Origin of the sequence: Roseibium marinum (assembly GCF_002906165.1) — a bacterium.
GTDB lineage: Bacteria > Pseudomonadota > Alphaproteobacteria > Rhizobiales > Stappiaceae > Roseibium > Roseibium marinum.
The window spans coordinates 159332-178103 of sequence record NZ_PPCN01000009.1; the positions used below are offsets into that span (position 1 = coordinate 159332).

General features: G+C 59.9%; 14 protein-coding genes. 9 read left to right on the top strand and 5 right to left on the bottom strand.

Annotated elements, in window-relative coordinates; all coding sequences use genetic code 11:
• Positions 1-90 precede the first annotated feature (90 nt).
• The gene (parE, locus tag CLV41_RS19235) at positions 91-2136 is read right to left on the bottom strand and encodes a DNA topoisomerase IV subunit B (RefSeq protein WP_103224049.1); all 2046 of its coding nucleotides are present in this window, start codon (positions 2134-2136) and stop codon (positions 91-93) included.
• Positions 2137-2844: 708 nt separating this feature from the next.
• Between parE and CLV41_RS19240 the strand changes: the two genes are divergently transcribed.
• Entirely contained in the window at positions 2845-3687 is an 843-nt protein-coding gene (locus tag CLV41_RS19240) for a tetratricopeptide repeat protein (RefSeq protein WP_208987602.1), read from the top strand.
• A 596-nt stretch (positions 3688-4283) separates the two neighbouring features.
• Here CLV41_RS19240 and xth read toward each other — a convergent pair.
• Both xth and erpA read right to left on the bottom strand, forming a co-directional pair.
• Positions 4284-5066 (bottom strand): exodeoxyribonuclease III, encoded by a 783-nt coding sequence (gene xth / locus CLV41_RS19250; protein ID WP_103224051.1) that lies wholly within the window; start codon positions 5064-5066, stop codon positions 4284-4286.
• A 65-nt stretch (positions 5067-5131) separates the two neighbouring features.
• Positions 5132-5473, bottom strand: a complete 342-nt coding sequence (gene erpA / locus CLV41_RS19255) for an iron-sulfur cluster insertion protein ErpA (RefSeq protein ID WP_103224052.1) — start codon at positions 5471-5473, stop codon at positions 5132-5134.
• 420 nt (positions 5474-5893) lie between these two features.
• Between erpA and CLV41_RS19260 the strand changes: the two genes are divergently transcribed.
• The 3 genes from CLV41_RS19260 to CLV41_RS19270 all read left to right on the top strand — a co-directional run bounded on the left by CLV41_RS19260 (position 5894) and on the right by CLV41_RS19270 (position 11476).
• Positions 5894-7111 (top strand): deoxyguanosinetriphosphate triphosphohydrolase, encoded by a 1218-nt coding sequence (locus CLV41_RS19260; RefSeq protein ID WP_103224053.1) that lies wholly within the window; start codon positions 5894-5896, stop codon positions 7109-7111.
• Positions 7112-7214: 103 nt separating this feature from the next.
• The gene (argS, locus tag CLV41_RS19265; RefSeq protein ID WP_103224054.1) at positions 7215-8984 is read left to right on the top strand and encodes an arginine--tRNA ligase; all 1770 of its coding nucleotides are present in this window, start codon (positions 7215-7217) and stop codon (positions 8982-8984) included.
• Positions 8985-9094: 110 nt separating this feature from the next.
• The gene (locus tag CLV41_RS19270) at positions 9095-11476 is read left to right on the top strand and encodes an SPOR domain-containing protein (RefSeq protein WP_146048605.1); all 2382 of its coding nucleotides are present in this window, start codon (positions 9095-9097) and stop codon (positions 11474-11476) included.
• Between the two features lie 174 nt (positions 11477-11650).
• Here CLV41_RS19270 and CLV41_RS19275 read toward each other — a convergent pair whose 3' ends face one another.
• Positions 11651-12568, bottom strand: a complete 918-nt coding sequence (locus tag CLV41_RS19275; protein WP_103224056.1) for a LysR family transcriptional regulator — start codon at positions 12566-12568, stop codon at positions 11651-11653.
• Between the two features lie 200 nt (positions 12569-12768).
• Here CLV41_RS19275 and CLV41_RS19280 point away from each other — a divergent pair, with 200 nt between their 5' ends.
• Entirely contained in the window at positions 12769-13791 is a 1023-nt protein-coding gene (locus tag CLV41_RS19280) for a DMT family transporter (protein WP_170107260.1), read from the top strand.
• Here CLV41_RS19280 and CLV41_RS19285 read toward each other — a convergent pair.
• Positions 13715-14728, bottom strand: coding sequence for an alpha/beta hydrolase (locus CLV41_RS19285; RefSeq protein ID WP_103224058.1), 1014 nt, complete (start codon positions 14726-14728; stop codon positions 13715-13717). The two genes, CLV41_RS19280 and CLV41_RS19285, sit on opposite strands and share 77 nt — an antisense overlap.
• A gap of 117 nt (positions 14729-14845) precedes the next feature.
• On the opposite strand from CLV41_RS19285, the gene nagZ reads away from it, so the two are divergent.
• The 4 genes from nagZ to CLV41_RS19305 all read left to right on the top strand — a co-directional run bounded on the left by nagZ (position 14846) and on the right by CLV41_RS19305 (position 18661).
• The gene (gene nagZ / locus CLV41_RS19290) at positions 14846-15865 is read left to right on the top strand and encodes a beta-N-acetylhexosaminidase (protein WP_103224059.1); all 1020 of its coding nucleotides are present in this window, start codon (positions 14846-14848) and stop codon (positions 15863-15865) included.
• 117 nt (positions 15866-15982) lie between these two features.
• Positions 15983-16822, top strand: a complete 840-nt coding sequence (locus CLV41_RS19295) for a segregation and condensation protein A (RefSeq protein WP_103224164.1) — start codon at positions 15983-15985, stop codon at positions 16820-16822.
• Positions 16815-17522 (top strand): SMC-Scp complex subunit ScpB, encoded by a 708-nt coding sequence (gene scpB / locus CLV41_RS19300; protein WP_208987615.1) that lies wholly within the window; start codon positions 16815-16817, stop codon positions 17520-17522. The genes CLV41_RS19295 and scpB overlap by 8 nt, the downstream gene beginning before the upstream one ends.
• The gene (locus CLV41_RS19305) at positions 17522-18661 is read left to right on the top strand and encodes an ABC transporter ATP-binding protein (protein ID WP_103224060.1); all 1140 of its coding nucleotides are present in this window, start codon (positions 17522-17524) and stop codon (positions 18659-18661) included. The genes scpB and CLV41_RS19305 overlap by 1 nt, the downstream gene beginning before the upstream one ends.
• Positions 18662-18772 lie beyond the last annotated feature (111 nt).

The following is an 18772-nucleotide window of genomic DNA, read 5'->3' on the forward strand; positions in this document are numbered from 1 at the left end:
TAGATATTCCTGGGAGCGGAGCCGAGGATCAAACGCTCCAAATTGCGCTCCAGAGACTAAAACCAAGAAACAAGTTACCCGTTCTTGCGGTTAAATATCAAGGTCGTCCGCGAATTCCGCATTCTCCTGAATGAACTGGAAACGGGCTTCAGGTTTGTTGCCCATGAGACGTTCGACCGTGTCTTCGGTTTCCGCTATTGCCAGTGCGTCGACGCCGACTTTCAGCAGTGACCTTTTCGACGGGTCCATGGTGGTTTCCTTCAACTGGGCGGGAAGCATCTCGCCAAGCCCCTTGAAACGGCCGATTTCGACCTTCGCCTTGCCCTTGAACACTGTTGCCAGCAACTCGTCTTTATGGGCATCGTCGCGCGCATAAAGCGTCTTGCCACCCTGGCTGAGCCGGTAAAGAGGTGGAACCGCGAGATAGAGATGGCCGCCGTGAATGAGTTCCGGAATCTCGCGGTAAAAAAACGTAATCAGAAGTGATGCGATATGAGCGCCATCGACATCCGCGTCGGTCATGATGACGATCTTCTCATAGCGAAGGTCCGGCTCCCTGTATTGCGTGCGTGTACCGCATCCCAGGGCCTGAACGAGATCGGCCAGTTGCTGGTTGGCAACAAGTTTGTCGCGGCCGGCATTGGCGACATTGAGTATCTTGCCGCGCAGGGGAAGGATAGCCTGATTGGCGCGGTTGCGGGCCTGCTTCGCTGAACCGCCCGCCGAATCCCCTTCGACGATGAAGAGTTCCGTTCCTTCTGCCTGGTTGGCGGAGCAATCGGCGAGCTTTCCGGGCAGGCGCAGCTTGCGGACCGCGGTCTTGCGCGCCACGTCCTTTTCCTGCCTGCGCCGAAGCCTTTCCTCGGCACGGTCGAGCACCCATTCCAGTATCTTGTTGGCCTGGTTCGGAGACGCGGTAAGCCAGTGGTCGAACGCATCGCGAACCGCCGTTTCGGCAATCCTGGTGGCTTCGTTCGTTGCGAGCCTGTCCTTGGTTTGGCCGACGAATTCCGGTTCCCGGATAAAGACGGACAGCATGCCCCCGGCAGAGGTCATCACGTCGTCACCGGTGATGATGGCCGCCTTCTTGTTGTTGGTCAGTTCGCCATAGGCCTTCAGGCCGCGCAGCAGAGCATAGCGGAAACCGGCTTCATGGGTGCCGCCTTCCGGTGTCGGCACCGTGTTGCAATAGGAATTGACGAACCCATCGCCGGCGAACCAGCTGACCGCCCATTCGACCGACCCGTGTTTACCCGTCTTGTCGGTGCGCCCGGCAAAGATCTCGTCGACGACACGACGCTCCTTGGTCAGCCTTTCCGCCAGAAAATCCTTCAACCCGCCGGGGAAATGGAACACGGCCTCCGCGGGTGTTTCGTCTTTTTCCGACAGGAGTTCAGGCGCGCAATGCCAGCGGATTTCTACACCGCCGAACAGATAGGCCTTGGAACGGGCCATCTTCAAAAGCCGGGCCGGCTGGAACCTTGCACCCTTGCCGAATATCTGTTCATCCGGCCTGAACCGCACTAGCGTACCGCGGCGGTTCTGGGTTTCGCCGGCAAACTCCAGCGGACCCTGCGCGTGACCGCGGCGGAACGTCTGGCGGTAAAGCTTGCGGCTCCGGGCGACCTCGACGACGAGTTCCTCCGACAGGGCGTTCACCACGGAAATACCAACCCCGTGCAGGCCGCCGGATGTTTCATAGACCTTGCTGTCGAACTTACCGCCCGCATGCAGCGTGGTCATGATGACTTCAAGCGCCGATTTGTCCTTGAACTTCGGGTGGGGGTCTACCGGAATACCGCGCCCGTTATCGGTGACGGTCAGAAATCCGTCGGCGGATAATGTCACGTCAATCCAGGTTGCATGGCCGGCAACCGCTTCGTCCATGCAGTTGTCGATGACTTCCGCGAAGAGGTGATGCAGCGATTTTTCGTCAGTGCCGCCGATATACATGCCGGGGCGGCGGCGCACTGGTTCCAGTCCCTCCAGAACCTCGATATCGGCTGCGGAGTACTCATCGGGTACGGGGACGGCTGCGACCGGACGTGGTTTTTGCGGCGCAGGGGCGGGATTGTCTGCGGTCAGAGGTGCCGAAACCGCCGCGTTGCCTGCAAATAGATCGTCTTTTGCGCTCATTCCGTTTCCCTGATGGGTCCTTGACCATGAATTTCCGGCTTCAGCGCCGGTACCTACACCGAATCGGTCTCCAGTTTGAAGGACAAAGATAGAACGGCAAAGGATTTTGGCCTGAAACCCCCGTTTTCAACAGCGGCACCGGAAAAATTCGTTCCGGAAACACATCGTCAACCCGGCGGTGATCTAATACCCGGTGCCCGGGAGGGGACGCAAGGCCGGAAAATGTGCCTATTCCGCAACACTTGCCGACAGAGTTATTCGGAAGGACCTGGAATGATCGGGCTGCCAATGTTCGGCCATGTTTGGCCGCCACCCGTTGAGATATTGTCAGACCCGGCGCCGGTTGCAACCTTCCGGTTCAATCTCCCGGGTGAGGCGCAAGGTTTCAATAAATGGTCTTATTTGGGCGCGTTACGGCCCAACTAAGGCCGAAATGATTGGCCACTGTTGATCAACCGGCTTTCCTGTGAACTGGCGGGAAAGCAGAGTTGATCGGCCTGAAGTGCCGCAGCATCCAGCGCTCAGCTGAACCGGGATGCTGCGGGACAAACCGAAACAGGAAACCCGCAGGAGCCGGGCTCGGCGGGTTGATAGTGACTTGAGATGCGCTTGGCGCGGACAAAAAACGAGATCGGAAAGATCGTCCGTCGGAGTTATATGACTTGGCCGGCGGGTAATAGTGTGACCGGGATGCGAAACAACAGCTCAATGCGTCAACGTCTTGGCAAGGCCGGACTTGCGCTCGGCCTATTGGCGATGATGACAGCGGCGGGACCGGCTCTGGCATTCGACGGCCAGCCGGCATCGGCCAGGGCGATAGGACCGGATGATCTGTCGCCGATGGAAGCGCTCCGCGCGGGCGCTCGTCAGTATTATTCCGGCGACAAGGCCGCCGCTCTAGGCTCTCTGCGATATGCCGCGGAAAACGGGCAGCCCATGGCCGCCTGGAAACTCGGCGAGATGTATGCCAAGGGCGACGGCGTTCAGGAAGACGATCTGAAAGCGTTTCAGTATTACAGCCAGATCGTGCGCGAACACGGAGAGGACCGGCCTGACGCGCCCGATGCTCCCTTCGTCTCCAGCGCTTTCGTGGCGCTTGGATCCTATTATCTGAACGGCATAGACGGCGCGGTCCCGAAAAACGAGCCTCGTGCCAGGCAGATTTTCACCCATGCAGCCTCCTATTTCGGCGATGCGGATGCGCAATACGAGCTTGGCCGGATGTACCAGAGTTCCAACAGCCGCATGGCTGTCCGCTGGTACAACCTGGCTGCTTTGAAAGGGCATGTCGGCGCGCAGGCAAGGCTCGGCGAAACGCTTTATTCTCTCGGCTCGTCCGACAAGAAGAAGGCCCGCGGCCTCATGTGGTTGACAGTCGCGCGGGAACAGGCTGCCGGTGCTGATACTGGCTGGGTCAACTCCCTGCACGAACAGTATTTCGCCGTGTCCCCCGAGCCGGTCAGGCAGATGGCCCGTTCACTTGCCGATGGCTGGCTTCAGCAGAACCGTCCCGACATGCTGACCGCGCAGCAGGTTCCCCTGCCGCAATAAGGCGCCGGCACCCGTCGTCTGCTACCCGGTTCGCCAAACAGCCGCAGCCGGTCGATTGTGGTGACCTTTTATCAGGAAACGGTTTTCTTCAGGAGGCCCGGCCCGGAACCGCGGGGACGGGTTTTAAGCCTGCCGGTTTGCTATCCGGCTGGAGCCGGGACAAGGGGCAGGGGGCGTTGCTGAATTGCCAGGACGTGTTGTTCAGAACCATGCCGCAGGTCGCCATGCGCGAACCGTCCGATCCGTTGAGGCAGATCGATTCCCCCAGGCTGTAGTCATGACCTTTGAACCTGCATGTGCAGGAGACGTCCTGGGCATTGGCAAAAGTGCTGCCGCAGGCACTGAACACAACCGCCAGAACCGAAAAAACCGCCAGTTTCGAGGCAGAACGATTCTTCCCGGCACGTTTGCACGAGGCCGGTAAAGCGTGTCCGCGGGCTGCCTGTGCGGACGGATTGCGGCGTAGCGTTATCCCATAATCCGTAAAGCTTACCATGGAAGCCGGGGACTGCAAGCCCAAGAATAGCGCATTCTGCGACGCAGCTTGGCGAGCGCCGCTCCCGGAGGAAAAAAGCCGGGTTGTTATCTGGAAACCGTCACGCGGCGAGCTTCACCCAGACAGGGACATGGTCGGAGGGTTTTTCCCAGCCCCGCACATGCTTGTCGATCCCGCAACCTGTCATCCGGTCGGTGGCCTGGGCCGACATGAGAATATGGTCGATGCGAATACCGTTGTTTTTTTGCCAGGCACCGGCCTGATAGTCCCAGAAAGTGTAGATATCGGCTTCTTCGCTGCAGGAGCGCACAGCTTCGGTCAGACCGAGATGCGTGAGGGCTCTGAACCTGCGGCGGCTCTCTGGCTGAAAGAGCGCGTCGCCGATCCAGTTTTCGGGGTTCTTCGCGTCGACGGGATCCGGAATGACATTGTAATCGCCAAGCAGCAGGAAAGGCGTTTCTTCCGCCAGCCGCCTTTCCGCATGCGCGATCAGACGGTCCATCCACTCCAGTTTGTAGGGGAACTTTTCCGTTCCGAGCGGATTGCCGTTGGGAAGATAGAGGCAGCCGAACCGGATGGCGCCGCCCGCCGTGGAAATGCCGGCCTCGATATAGCGGGCCTGCTCGTCGGCATCATTGCCGGGAAGTCCGCGCTGCACGTCTTCAAGCGGGGATTTCGCCAGAAGCGCCACCCCGTTAAATCCTTTTTGGCCATGAGTTTCGACGTTGTACCCGAGGTCCTCGAAGGGCTGACGCGGAAAGTTCTCGTCGACCGACTTGATTTCCTGCAGGCAGGCTACGTCCGGAGATGTCTCCTTGAGCCACGCGAGGACCGTATCGATCCGGGCCTTGACGCCATTGATGTTCCAGGTCGCGATTTTCATGGGCCGGTTGCCTCGATTTCCGAAAAGCCGGGGCAGCCGGCCTGATGAATTCTACATGGGCACGGTCAGACCGCGAAGCTGGTCCCGCAGCCGCAGCCGGCGGTCGCGTTCGGGTTGTTGATCTGGAAGGACTGACCGATCAGATCGTCGACAAAATCGATCTCCGACCCGCCCATATACTGCAGCGAAATGGAATCGATCAGCACCGTGGCGCCCTGCTTTTCAAGTATCAGGTCGTCTTCCTCGCTGCTGTCCACCACGTCGTATTTATATTGCAGTCCGGAACAGCCACCGCCCTCCACGCTGACGCGAAGCATGCTGCCGTCCGGTTCTTTCGACAAAATTGCCGCGATCCGCTTGGCAGCGCGGTCGCTGACTGTTACTCGACTTTCAAGTGTTTGGGTCATGGTCCGCCGACTCGCTTTGCTCCTGCCGTGTGGCAGGGCTTTTAACCTGATTTCTATAGTTTAAGTATGGTTTGATGTCGCTCCCGTCAATGAGCGGCATGGGATGGATCCAAGTTAGGGTGTGGACTCATAAATGAAGACCAAATGGCATCGGAAATCGCGAAACCCCGTTAGGAAGAGTGTGCGGAGCGGGCTTCCTGCCCGGTCAAGCGCGCTGACGACACGGGGTGAAGCCATTTCCATGTCCTTGGGATTTGTCCGAATTGGTCCTTCTCTGCGTCGCGAAAGGCTTGAAAATGAACCACATTTCCTGCGCTTTCGCTCCTTGATGAAGACCAAATCGACTCAAACCATTTTATCTTCCTTTATGAGGCCACACCCCAGGCACGGGGACACACCGTGAGCAAAGGCTGGAAACAGATGACGGCGGAAATAGGCTTTGGGGCTCAGTCCCGCGCTGTATACGCGGAAAATCCCGCGAACAGCCGGGGCCGGCTGTTTCCGGAACCGGAAAGCCCGACACGGACACCCTTCCAGCGGGACCGCGACCGTATCATTCATTCCTCCGCCTTCCGGCGGCTGAAACACAAGACCCAGGTGTTTGTCTATCACGAAGGCGATCATTTCCGGACCCGGCTGACCCATACGATCGAAGTGTCGCAGATTGCCCGGTCCCTGGCGCGGGCGTTGCGCCTGGATGAGGATCTCGCCGAAAGCCTGGCCCTTGCCCATGATCTTGGACACACTCCCTTCGGTCATGAAGGGGAAGACGTGCTGCATGATGCCATGGCCCCTTTCGGCGGGTTCGACCACAATGCCCAGTCTCTGCGGGTCGTCACCCATCTGGAACAGCGCTATGCGGAATTCGACGGACTGAACCTTGCCTGGGAAACCCTTGAGGGCCTCGTGAAGCACAATGGCCCGCTTGTTGGACCCGACGGAGCGCCGCTCGGAAAATTCAAAGGCGGCGAATTGCCGTTCGCCATCCGGGAATATGCCGGTCAGCAGGATCTGCTGCTGGACACGTGGCCGGGAGGGGAGGCGCAGGCCGCGGCGATCGCCGACGACATTGCCTATGACGCCCACGATCTGGATGACGGCCTGCGAGCCGGGCTGTTTGCGATCGATGACATGCGCGCCGTGCCGTTTCTGGCGGACATCCTTGCCGAGGTGGATGGCAAATATCCCGGTCTGGAGGAAAGCCGGCGCATTCATGAAATCGTGCGCCGGTCCATCACCCGCATGGTGGAGGACGTGATCCACGAGGCCGTCCGCAACATTTCGCAGGTCGATCCCAGAAGCCCCGAGGACATTCGCATGGCGGGCCGCTGTCTGGTCGGCTTTTCCGAGCGAATGGCTGTTTCCGAAAAGGATGTGAAAAGATTTCTCTTCGCCCGGGTATACCGTCACCACGATGTCCTGGCAGTCCGCAGGCTCGTCGCCCGTGTCGTCAAGGACCTGTTCGGCGGCTTCCTGGCGGACCCGGACCTGATGCCGTCGCCCTGGAACGAGGGGCTGCAATCGCTGAGCGAAAACGACATTGCCAGACGGGTCTGCGATTATATTGCCGGAATGACGGACCGCTACGCGATAGAAGAACATAGCAGATTGTTTGACGACACCCCCGATTTGGGGTAGGCGCAGGAACGAATTTACGGCCAGCCCTGTGACGCCGAAGCCTTTGGTCTTCGCAGCGCGCGCGGGGCTTTGTGTTTCAAAGACAAAAACCGATCGGTGTTCAATGAATATCTTCGCGGACTTCACGCAACGTGTCAAAGAAGCGCTCCAGGCAATTGATCTCAAAGATTCTAATGGAGCTTCTCCGGATCTGTCACGTGTCGTTGTCGAAGCACCGCGCGATCGCGCGCACGGCGACCTTGCCACCAATGCAGCAATGGTGCTCGCCAAACCTTTGGGCATGAAACCGCGCGATCTGGCTGAAAAACTCGTGGGACAACTGAGCCGGGACCCTGAAATTACCGAGACGGCGATCGCCGGCCCGGGTTTCATAAACATGCGGGTCGCACCGGTTGTCTGGCATCGCATCCTGGGCAGTATCCTGCAGGACGGCATGGCCTTCGGCTCGATCGGGCAGTCTCCGGCTCCGAAGGTGAATGTCGAATATGTTTCCGCCAACCCGACCGGGCCGATGCATGTCGGTCACATCCGTGGCGCCGTTGTCGGCGATGCCCTTGCCAATCTGTTGCAATTCGCTGGCAATGAAGTGGTCAAGGAATACTATATCAACGATGCCGGATCGCAGATCGAGACACTCGCCCGCAGCGCCTTCCTGCGCTACCGGGAAGCGCTCGGTGACAATATAGGCGCAATTCCCGCAGGGCTTTATCCGGGGGACTATCTCAAACCGGTCGGAGAGCGGCTCAAAAAGGAATTCGGCGCTTCCCTGGGGGACAAGGACGAGAGCGAGTGGCTGCCGCTCGTAAAAGAGAGGGCCATGGCCGCGATGCTCGATCTGATCCGGGAGGATCTGGCGGCGCTCGGCGTTGAGCATGAAGTTTTCTTTTCGGAGAAGTCACTTCATGAACGCAAGGAAAGCAACGGTTCGAAGATCGATCACATGCTGGACGGTCTGCGCGACAAAGGCCTTGTCTATCAGGGGACTTTGCCGCCGCCGAAGGGGCAGTTGCCGGACGACTGGGAAGACCGGGAACAGACCCTGTTCCGTGCCAGCAATTTTGGTGACGATACCGACAGGGCGCTTAAGAAATCCGATGGCTCCTACACTTATTTCGCCGCGGATGTCGCCTACTTTCAGGACAAGTTCGAACGCGGCTTTCAGGAAGTGATCTATGTGCTGGGCGCGGATCACAGCGGTTACGCGAAAAGGCTCCAGGCCGTGGGAAAGGCCGTATCGGACGGAAAAACCGAAGTCATCGTCCGGTTCTGCCAACTGGTGAAACTGATGCGCGACGGCGAACCCGTGAAGATGTCCAAGCGTTCTGGCGATTTCATCACCCTGCGCGAGGTCGTGGACGAGGTCGGCTCCGACCCGGTCCGGTTCATGATGCTTTTCCGCAAGAATGACGCGCCGCTGGATTTCGACTTCAAGAAGGTCACCGAACAATCAAAAGACAATCCGGTCTTTTATGTTCAATATGGCCACGCGCGCTGCTGCTCTGTCCTGCGTCAGGCGGGCGAAGAGTTTGCCGACCTGACGATAAATGAGGCCGAGCTCGTCAGCGCCGATTTCGCCTTGCTCGATGACAGCGGCGAACTGGAGCTGATCGCCAGAATGGCGGAATGGCCGAAAGTGGTAGAGGCGGCGGCCGAAACACATGAGCCGCATAGAATCGCTTTTTATCTGCATGAGCTGGCAAGTTCTCTGCACAGCCACTGGAATAGAGGCAAGGAATTGCCGCATTTACGCTTTATTGACGGCAGTAACGCCAAATTAACCCTGGCACGTCTTGCTTTGGTTCGTGCAATGTCTTTGGTGCTCGCTTCGGGTCTGGCGATTCTTGGCGTCAATGCTCCTGAGGAAATGCGCTAGTTTAAACATATTGCCGGGGCTGACGAAACGTCAGGTCAAGGCGATGAAAAGGACCGGTTTTCGTAAGGCTCATGTCAGAAGATTACGAAACAAAACGAACGGATTCGCATGTGCCCGGTGATACTCGCGGCAATGAGCGCCCGGCTGTGGAAGACCCGCTGGTAGAACTGGCGCGGATTGTCCACAGGAACAAGCAATCGGGGGCACATGTGAGCGGCCGGGTTGAAAATACCGATTATTTTGCCGCATTGAACGAGGTCGCGGGAGAACAGCCCGCAGCTTCGGACACTGCGCAGGGGCGTATTGAGCCGACCTTTGCCGCAACAGGGACGGCGCAAGAACCGACCGATACGGCTGCCGAAGAAGGCATTTTCGAAGGAACTTCGGCTGCGGTCTCGTCGGAACCGGCGAAAATTCACGGGATGAACACCCCGGCTTCCGCAGAAATTTCACCGGACAGGCAAGCCGATGTCTCTGCGCTGTGGCCGCAGCAGCCGGACATCGCGGTTTCCGGAGGGGCAACGCATCCCGTCGCGGGCAAGCCCGCGGAGCCGCTTCCGCCCAATCCCGCCGATCCGTATCAGGACTATCGACAATTTTCAGCACCGGCGGAAATTCCGGGAGCCGAGGACAGAACCGGCCTGGCTCCATCGGTTTCGCTGGACCTTGAGCAGAACCTGACCGCGGAACTTGAAGATGAGCTGATCGGCGCCTTGCGCCAGTCCGTCGACGAGACGGCAAATATAGCTGCCACGGAAGATCTTCCTCAGGACGTCGACCAAAGTCCCGAAGAACACGCGGCCTATGCGGTCCATTCTGAAACCGGTTACAGACAGCCGGAATTCGAAGCGGCCGTGGAAGTCGAGCAAAGCGATGAAACCGGCCGGACGGAACAGTGGGAGGCTGCGCCATCCCTCGCGCCTGTGGTCAGCTCCGACGTGACTGCTCCTGCTGTCGAAACGGACAGCGAACCTCGGCCTCAGCGTCCCGCGATCGACGAAAACGACTTCTTCGCTGCGTTGACCGCAACGCACACCGAAGCCGGAGCACAAGAGACTGCCCGGGTTGGACGAAACGATGACAATCCCGCCGGAATAGATTCCCTTTTTGCCGATCTCGACTTCCCCGACCCGGAAAACCGGAAACGCACCCCTCAGGCACCAACTTCGCAGGCTGCCGAAGCACGCGTATCCGCAGCGGAAATCGATGACATGACCTGGCCGGCTGCCGCCGATTCCGTGCCGCAAGTTGACGAAGAGGAAACGCCGCCGCCGCCCGAAGGCTACGATCTCGATGCTGTTGCACGTGCGATGCAGGAAAGCGATCCGAGCCTGAGCGGGGCGGGGGTCCTGCCGCCGCATACGAGCGCGGAAAAGGCCGCCATGCCGCATGCCAGGGAAAAATCCCGCAGGGGCCTGTTTGTCGCGGCCGGAATACTCGGTATCGCTGTCATCGGGGCTGCTGGTTTTTTCATGACCGACGGCGACGCGGTTCAGGTTCCGAGCGGTCCGCCGCCGGTGATCAGCGGGCTGCAGGAACCCTTGAAGATCTATCCGGACAAAGTGGCCGCGGCAGACGGTAACCAGTCCGGCAAACTGATATATGACCGTGTTGACGGACCGGGCACGTCCGGACCGGACCGGCTTGTCCTGCCGGAGACCCCGGTACCCGCAGAGCTGCCGCCGGCTCCGGTCGGTGTTAATGGCGATGCGGATCTTGTGCCCGGTTCGCCGAAACGGGTGAGGACCCTTGTCGTGCGGCCGGATGGAACGATTATTTCCGAAGGCGATCCGGCGGCGGCCGCTGAGACGCCGGCGATACCCGCGCCGTCCGCACCGTCTTCCTCCGGAGAAACGGATACGCCGAGGGTCGTTGCGACCACACCTGTGATCTCCGGGGCGGATCAACCGATCGCCGCAACGGGCCCGGTTGTGTCCCTGGATAATTCTGCCGCCGTGCCGCTGCCTGCGACGCCCGCGATTGTAGCCGTCAACGAAACCGCCACCGAAGCTGAAGCAAGCGTACCGGTGGCAACGATCCCGACCGTATTGCCGAGGAAGAAGCCGGACGCTCCGGTTCAGGTGGCGCGAGCGCCGGAGGCGAGCGCTGCGCCGGCTCCAGCGGCACCGCAAGACGGACCGCTCAACCTGGGCCAGCAGGCGAGCACACCTGCGCCGGCAGCACCGGCACAGACAGCGCCGGCACCTGCAAGCACGCCAAGCGCTTCAGGCAGCATTCCGCCTGGAACCTATATCGTTCAGGTGACGTCGCAGCGCACGTCGGCGGCGGCCAGCGAAGCCTATTCCAGTCTTCAGCGCCGGTTTCCGGCAATTCTGGGAAATCGCGAGGCGGTGGTCGTATCGGCGGACCTCGGCGACCGGGGCGTGTTCTACCGCGCAAGGATTCCGACCGGCTCACGTGACGACGCAAACTCGCTTTGCGAGAGCCTGCAATCGGCCGGTGGCGACTGTTTCGTCCGCAGGCAGCCGTGAGAACAGCAAACAGCTGAAACATTTTCGAGAATGGAAATGGCCGGAAATTCCGGCCATTTTTGTTTGATGACGCGTGCTGTCACGATCAAGTGTAGCCAGGGCCGGGATCCGTTCCCTTGCAACGCCTGATTTCCGGGGGTGCAGTTGAAAAATAAGCGGGCTGTTCAGGATGGGTTATTCTGCGGCGATGGCCGCGCTGGAAGCTGGCTCTCCGCTCAGGATTGGTGCCATGTCCTTGTAAAGCCGGGCAATCGCATCGATCGCCTTGCGGACGGCGGGTTCCCGGAGAACGTCCCGGTGAACGATGATGTTGTCCTGGCAGGCAAGTTCAGGCACAGGTCCTGCGACACTGACAAGGCCGGGATGCGTAGAGGCCATGAAGGTTGGAAGCAGGGCCAGGCCCGCACCGGAGGCGGTCATGTTCATCAACGTTGTCATCGTGTTGGTGCGCATCCCCGGCCGCCCGATACCTCTTTCCTCCATCCATCGGACATGGGTGGGGTACCACAGTTCGTCGGGAGCAAAGCCCAGCCAGTCACACGCCTGGTATCCGTCAGCCGACAAGGCTTCGGGATGGTTATCGACATATGTCCTGGCGGCATAAACACCGTAGGTGAGGACACCGACCTTCCGGGCGATCAGCGTATCCGTCTCCGGCAGGCAGGTTCTGATCTGAAGTTCGATTCCGCGTTGCTGGTGATTCACGTTTTGATGACTTGAAATGATTTCAAGTTCGACACCTTCGAGCATCGACATCAGGTCCATGAACCGGTCGGTGAGCACCCGGGCACGCACTTCGTCGACGGCGACACGCACGACCTTCAAGGATGTGCCGGGCAGATCGGGCAGGACCCGGCTTGCGGCATCCGCCTTCTGGCGCATCTCGGCCGCAAGCGGAATAAGTCTGAGACCCGCTTCGGTCGGTTTCAAACCGGTTGGCGTCCGGTCGAAGAGCCTGGCTCCTACCCGATCCTCGAAATACTTCAGGCGCCGGCTCAGTTGCGGCTGGCTGATGTCCAACGCTTTCGCCGCGCCGGACAGGGACCGGTGCCGTGCCGCTGCGTCGATGAGTTTGAAATCATCCCAATTCATGCAACGGTTATACTCCTGCGTAATGCCTCAGGCAATGGTATGCGAATATGCATACCTGTTATGGGAAATTGAAGCCTGACCCGAGCAGCCCGCCGCTGCTAGACAGGACTGCCTTTCCGAAGCCGCGGAAACAAGGAACTGAACGGCTCATGGTGCGCACTGCTTTCGAACACATCGCAGATTCGACGGAGATCATCTCAATGCCACCCCAGAGCGAGTACATGCGTCCGCAAAACACGCTCCTGGCTCTTGGCCTGGCCCTGGCGGGCATGACAGCGTTCACACCGATTTTTGCAGCCGGAAAAATTGCCGACGGCCTGCTTCCTGTCGCCGTGCTGGTATGGCTCAGGTTCCTCGGCGGCGCGGTGACGATCGTGTCGGTCGCGGCTGTAAGGCGCGTTCCGGTCCACAGCCGTGTCAGTTCTCTTTGGAAATTGCATCTCTTGCGTTCCTTCTGCGGCGTCGGCGGACTGGGATGCTCGATCTATGCGGCAAGCGTCCTGCCTCTGGCGGATGCGACGGCTATCGGCCTGACAAAGGGTATCATCGCCATTGTTCTCGCCGGCCTGATCCTCAAGGAAGTGATCAGCAGGCGTCATTGGTTCGCAGGGGGCCTGTGCGCCATCGGCGCCTTTCTCGTGGTGCGCGCGGCCGAGACAGGTGGAGACTACGGCGCATACGTCGCCAGCGGCGTCATCGCAGCGCTTCTGGCTGCCTTGTTCATGGCTTTCGAGGCGCTGATAATGCGTTATATCGCCCAGCGCGAAGGCACGGTAACCATCCTGGCCTATGTGAACGTCTTCGCCTCGCTCCTGCTGACAGGGCCGGTCCTTTGGCTGATCGTCACCGAGGGCATTTCCTGGCAGCAGTTGCTGGCTTTTTCCTGGATGGGACCGCTCGCCATCATCGGCCAGTCACTCAACATCTCGGCATACAGGAGGGCCGGAGCCGCGACGCTGGCGCCGATCTATTACGGCACCGTCGTTCTTTCCGCGCTGTTCGGCTACGCGTTTTGGGGAGAAGTCCCCGCACCGGTCGCGGCCATAGGCGCTCTGTTTATCATCGCGGGAGGCGCGGTTCTGACATTCCCCATTTCGATGGGAGGCGTGCGCGGAGCATCGGGAGCGGGATCATTTGCCTCGCGGGTCAGCTCAAAAGCCGGTTCACCAGAAAGGGCAGGCTTTCGTCCATCCGGTAGTCGATCGAAGAGTGATTGTCGTTGAATTCCTGATAGACGTGATCGACCCCGGCCGCTTCCAGCTTTTTGTGCAGGCGGCGCGCGCCGTAAACCAGATTGTACTGATCCACATCGCCGCATTCGATCCACAATCCTTTCAGGGATTTCAGCGCGTCGACATGTCTGTCCGCGATCACGACCGGATCCCATTCAAGCCAGGCGTTCCAGCGCTCCTCGATGATTTCGCAGGTCTCTGGATCCACCGGCAGCCGGATGCCGCAAAAGACCTCCGGATCGGGATCGGGATCATAGGTGGCGGCCATGGCGAAGGTCATCAGGTCATGAAGGGCGTTGCCCGGGTATTTCGGACCTTTTTCGAAATCCGTGACGAAGGCTTCGACTGACCCGGCCTTGGCGATCGCCCTGAGCGCGTTCGCCATTTCAGGCAGATAACAGAGCTCGAACGCCATGTCTCCGGAATGGCAGGCGGCGGCGGACCAGACGTCGGAATATTTCATGGCGTGAATGAGCGACCCATAACCGCCGGAGGATTTTCCGAAAATTCCCCTTTTGCCGTTGCCTCCACAGCCGAACCTGCCTTCAACCTCCTCCAGCATCTCCGTGGTCAGCCACGTTGCCCACGGACCCATGGCATCGCTGTCGATATACTGATTGCCGCCAAGGCGCGTGAAACAGTCCGGGAAGGCGACGACAACCGGCGGCAGCGTGCCCTCGTGAATGAGGCGGTCCAGGCGTTCTGGAACGTTCTCGCCGAAATTCTTCCAGTTGACATGGGCGGGTCCACCGGCGGTGAAGCCGACAATATCCACCAGAAGCGGCAGTCCGTTGCCGTCGTGGCCATGGGGTGTATAGACGACGATGTCGCGCTTTGCCGTATCGCCGAGCCGGTTGCGTCCAAGGATTTCAGACCTGTGGGAAATCCGGTGCAGGGTACCGGCCGGAATATCGAGACGCGCGCGCATGGTGGCTCCGATCGTGGCAGTGGGGTCAGCAGCCTAGATTGCAAGTTCGCGGGGATGGCGCAAGTGGCAGCTCTTGCGTTTCTTGACGGGTCCTGCCTCTGCGGCTAAGCCGGAAGCATGACCAAGGCCTTTGTTTCCGGATGCGCCGGCCCGGTGCTTACCGCCGAAGAAATCAGCTTTTTCCGGGAGGAAGATCCCTGGGGGCTGATCCTGTTCGCCCGCAACATCGAGACACCCGATCAGGTGAGGGGGCTCACGCAAGCTTTCCGCGTTGCCGTGGGCAAGGAAGATGCGCCGGTGCTTGTCGACCAGGAGGGGGGGCGCGTCCAGCGGCTCAAGCCGCCTCACTGGCCGAAATATCCGGCTCCGAAACTCTATGGCGAGCTTTACGAAAGCCAGCCGGATCAGGCCTTGCGGGCCGCCTGGCTCGGTGCGCGCCTGATCGCCGCCGATCTCCATGAGGTCGGCATCACCATCGATTGCCTGCCGTGTCTCGATGTCGGCTTTCCCGAGACAGTGGACGCGATCGGAGACCGGGCATTTTCATCGGATCCTGATGTTGTTGCAAAGCTTGGTCAGGCAATGGTGGATGGTGCGATTGCGGGCGGCGTGCTGCCGGTGATCAAGCACATACCGGGCCACGGCCGGGCGCGAGTCGACAGCCATTTGGAGCTTCCCAGGGTCGATGCGGCCAAATCATCTTTGGAAAGCGTTGATTTCCGGCCTTTCAAGGCGCTTTCCCACGTGTCATTGGGCATGACAGCCCATATTGTCTACGAGACGATTGACGGAGCCAATCCCGGAACACAGAGCAAGAAGGTCATTCAGGATATTATCAGGACGGAGATCGGTTTTAAGGGCTGCCTGATGAGCGACGACATGTCGATGAAGGCCCTCGGTGGCGATTTTGACGAACGGGCCCGAAAAATCCTTCAGGCCGGATGTGACATAGTTTTGCACTGCAATGGCGATATGAACGAGATGCGCGATGTCGCAAGAGCGGTTCCGGCGCTTGAGGGGGATGCACAGCGCCGCTGCGATCTCGCCCTGACCGGATTGCAGCCACCCCGGCCCGGTTTCCAAAGGCAGGACGCCTGGAATGAGCTTCAGTCCCTGACCGGTTGGCAGGGCGTCTAGGTCGCGGACCAACTTGCCTTGAGGTAAATCCGGTAGAGATCGGCAAAGTTGATCGAACTTGAAATGTTAGGGCATTCCGTGTTCACCAGAACGCGGGATGTTCCAGGCGGAGCGGATATGGCGGAGTTGGACGAAAACACCCGGACCTCGGACGATGGATCTTTCGATCTTCTGAGCACTGTCGGCGCGGGTGAGGAACGGGCGGTTTCCGATCCGCAGTTGGTTGTGGACGTCGAGGGTTTCGAAGGCCCGCTGGATCTGCTGCTGGGCCTGGCGCGCACGCAAAAGGTGGACCTGGCCCGGATTTCCATCCTTGAACTGGTCGAACAATATCTCCAATTCGTCGCCGCCGCTCGCAAGATGCGTCTGGAACTCGCGGCGGACTACCTGGTCATGGCTGCCTGGCTGGCCTTCCTGAAGTCCAAACTGCTGTTGCCGGAACAGAAGGACGAGGACGAGCCGACCGGTGAAGAGCTGGCCGCCGCGCTTGCCTTCCGTCTCCGCCGTCTGGAAGCGATGCGCGACGTTTCGGAAAAACTGATGAACAGGAGCCGCGCGGGCAGGGAAGTGTTTCACCGCGGCGCGCCCGAAACCATGTCGGTCCGGCACCACAGTATCTGGGACGCGTCGGTCTACGATCTTCTATCCGCCTATGCGACGCAGCGCCAGCGTCAGTCGGTCACCTCCGTGCGCGTCCTGCGCCGGACCGTCTGGTCCCTGCAGGAGGCGCGTGAGCTTCTCACAAAACTTGTCGGCCGGGTCAGCGAATGGGCGCCTCTGAATTCGTATCTGCGCGACTATCTTTACGACGACAAGGACTGGGCGACGATCGTCGCCAGCACTTTTACAGCCAGTCTTGAGATGGTCCGCGAGGGCCGGGTCGAGATCCGGCAGGGCGAGCCCTTTTCCCCGGTCTATATCCGCTCGACCCTGAAGGAGGCGGATCATGATGTCTGAAACAGACCTTCTCGACCTGCCGGACGTGGAGCGGGACGGTGAGCATGTGGCGGCTGCGCTCGACCTTGCCGGTCAGCGCATGATTGAAGCGCTGCTTTTTGCGTCTTCGGAGCCCCTGTCTCTGGAAGAGCTGACCTTGCGGGTGCCGGAAGGCACGGATGTGCTGGGGGTCCTGGAGGAATTGCAGAAGATCTATGCCGCGCGCGGGGTCAATCTGGTCAAGGTAGCGGGCAAATGGTGCTTCAGGACCGCAGAGGACCTGGCCTTTCTGATGCACCGCAACGTCGAGGAACAGCGCAAACTCTCCAGGGCGGCGCTTGAAACGCTGGCGATCATTGCCTACCACCAGCCGGTTACCCGGGCGGAAATAGAGGAGATACGGGGTGTCTCCACTTCAAAGGGAACGCTGGACGTCCTTCTGGAAACCACATGGATCCGCATGCGCGGCCGGCGGCGGACACCCGGACGCCCTGTGACATATGGCACGACGGAGCAGTTTCTGATCCATTTCGGCATGGAAAGTGTTAAGGATCTCCCCGGGCTGGAAGAGCTCAAGGGGGCAGGGCTTCTGGACAGTGCCGTGCCGGCGTCCTTCCTGGTGCCGACGCCCAATGACGATATTCTGCTGACCGAGGATGAAGACCCTTTGGAAGACGGTTCCCTGTTTGAAGAAGACGCGGACGAGATCGCCGAAGACTGATGTCCAGACACCACAAGATCACCGGCTCCAGCGGGAACGGCCGTCCGCCGAATTGGGGCGCGCCGGGAACAGCCGGAGCAACAATTGCCGCCGGCCTGGTTTTTGAAGGCGTATCGCACGATTACGACGGCGTCTTGTCGGTTCGCGATATGAGCCTGGCCATAGCACCGGGGGAAATCCTGTGCCTGCTCGGCCATTCCGGCTGCGGCAAGACCACCTTGATGCGCATTGCCGCCGGGGTCGAACGCCAGAGCCGCGGCCGGGTGCTCATCAACGGGCGCGAAATCTCGGGGGATGCCGTTTTTCTGCCACCCGAAAAACGCGGCGTCGGCCTGATGTTCCAGGATTATGCCCTGTTTCCGCACATGAGCATTCTCGCCAACGTCATGTTCGGCCTCACCAACATGCCGAAGAAGGAAGCCCGGACCGCGGCTCTGGCGGCGCTCGGTCGCGTCGGTCTTTCCGACTATGCCGCCGACTATCCACATTCGCTGTCCGGCGGTGAGCAGCAGCGGGTCGCTCTGGCAAGGGCTCTCGTTCCCCGGCCCGGTATCTTGCTGATGGATGAACCGTTTTCCGGCCTCGACAAACGGCTGCGGGACAGTGTTCGCGACGAAACCATGGCCGTCATCCGCGAAACGCGCGCGACCTGCATCATCGTGACCCACGATCCCGAAGAGGCGATGCGCATGGGTGACAGGATCGCGCTGATGCGGCGCGGGCGTCTGGTGCAGCACGGAACTGCCGCGGAACTCTACAAGGATCCGGTCGACCTTTTCTCGGCCCGTTTCTTTTCGGAATTGAACCAGTTCGAGGGTATCGTGACGTCCTCGGGCATAGAGACACCTTTAGGTGTTCTCGGCGGTGAAGGACTGAACCGGGGGGAAAAGGTCGATGTTTGCGTGCGTCCACAGGGGATACTTCTGCACCGGGACGGTCTGTGCGGCGTTTCCGGACGGATCCGTTCCAAAAGATTTGTCGGCGAGGTCGATCTGCTGTCGATCGTTGTGGAAGGCATGGATCACCCGCTGCAGGCGCGTGTCCGCGCAGGCAGTCCGTGGGAGAGGGGAATGGACGTGGCCGTAAGCACCGATCCGAAGGACGTGCTTGTTTTTCCACGGGACGCATCCCAAATCTAAACCCAGGGCGGAACCCAGGGTGGAACATGGAATATTCACGCAGGGCTAATCATTCTGTCTAAGAGCGGCGATTGTTCCCGCGGCGCTGTTGCAGGGGCGGAATCCTTTTTG

What these genes read in the sequence shown, in the direction of transcription:
- xth (WP_103224051.1), bottom strand. Translation starts at nt 5,066, where the DNA reads ATGAAAATCGCGACCTGGAACATCAATGGCGTCAAGGCCCGGATCGAT.
- CLV41_RS19285 (WP_103224058.1), bottom strand. Translation starts at nt 14,728, where the DNA reads ATGCGCGCGCGTCTCGATATTCCGGCCGGTACCCTGCACCGGATTTCC.
- argS (WP_103224054.1), top strand. Translation starts at nt 7,215, where the DNA reads ATGAATATCTTCGCGGACTTCACGCAACGTGTCAAAGAAGCGCTCCAG.
- CLV41_RS19295 (WP_103224164.1), top strand. Translation starts at nt 15,983, where the DNA reads ATGGCGGAGTTGGACGAAAACACCCGGACCTCGGACGATGGATCTTTC.
- nagZ (WP_103224059.1), top strand. Translation starts at nt 14,846, where the DNA reads ATGACCAAGGCCTTTGTTTCCGGATGCGCCGGCCCGGTGCTTACCGCC.
- CLV41_RS19305 (WP_103224060.1), top strand. Translation starts at nt 17,522, where the DNA reads ATGTCCAGACACCACAAGATCACCGGCTCCAGCGGGAACGGCCGTCCG.
- parE (WP_103224049.1), bottom strand. Translation starts at nt 2,136, where the DNA reads ATGAGCGCAAAAGACGATCTATTTGCAGGCAACGCGGCGGTTTCGGCA.
- CLV41_RS19260 (WP_103224053.1), top strand. Translation starts at nt 5,894, where the DNA reads ATGACGGCGGAAATAGGCTTTGGGGCTCAGTCCCGCGCTGTATACGCG.
- CLV41_RS19275 (WP_103224056.1), bottom strand. Translation starts at nt 12,568, where the DNA reads ATGAATTGGGATGATTTCAAACTCATCGACGCAGCGGCACGGCACCGG.
- scpB (WP_208987615.1), top strand. Translation starts at nt 16,815, where the DNA reads ATGTCTGAAACAGACCTTCTCGACCTGCCGGACGTGGAGCGGGACGGT.
- CLV41_RS19280 (WP_170107260.1), top strand. Translation starts at nt 12,769, where the DNA reads ATGCCACCCCAGAGCGAGTACATGCGTCCGCAAAACACGCTCCTGGCT.
- CLV41_RS19240 (WP_208987602.1), top strand. Translation starts at nt 2,845, where the DNA reads ATGCGTCAACGTCTTGGCAAGGCCGGACTTGCGCTCGGCCTATTGGCG.
- erpA (WP_103224052.1), bottom strand. Translation starts at nt 5,473, where the DNA reads ATGACCCAAACACTTGAAAGTCGAGTAACAGTCAGCGACCGCGCTGCC.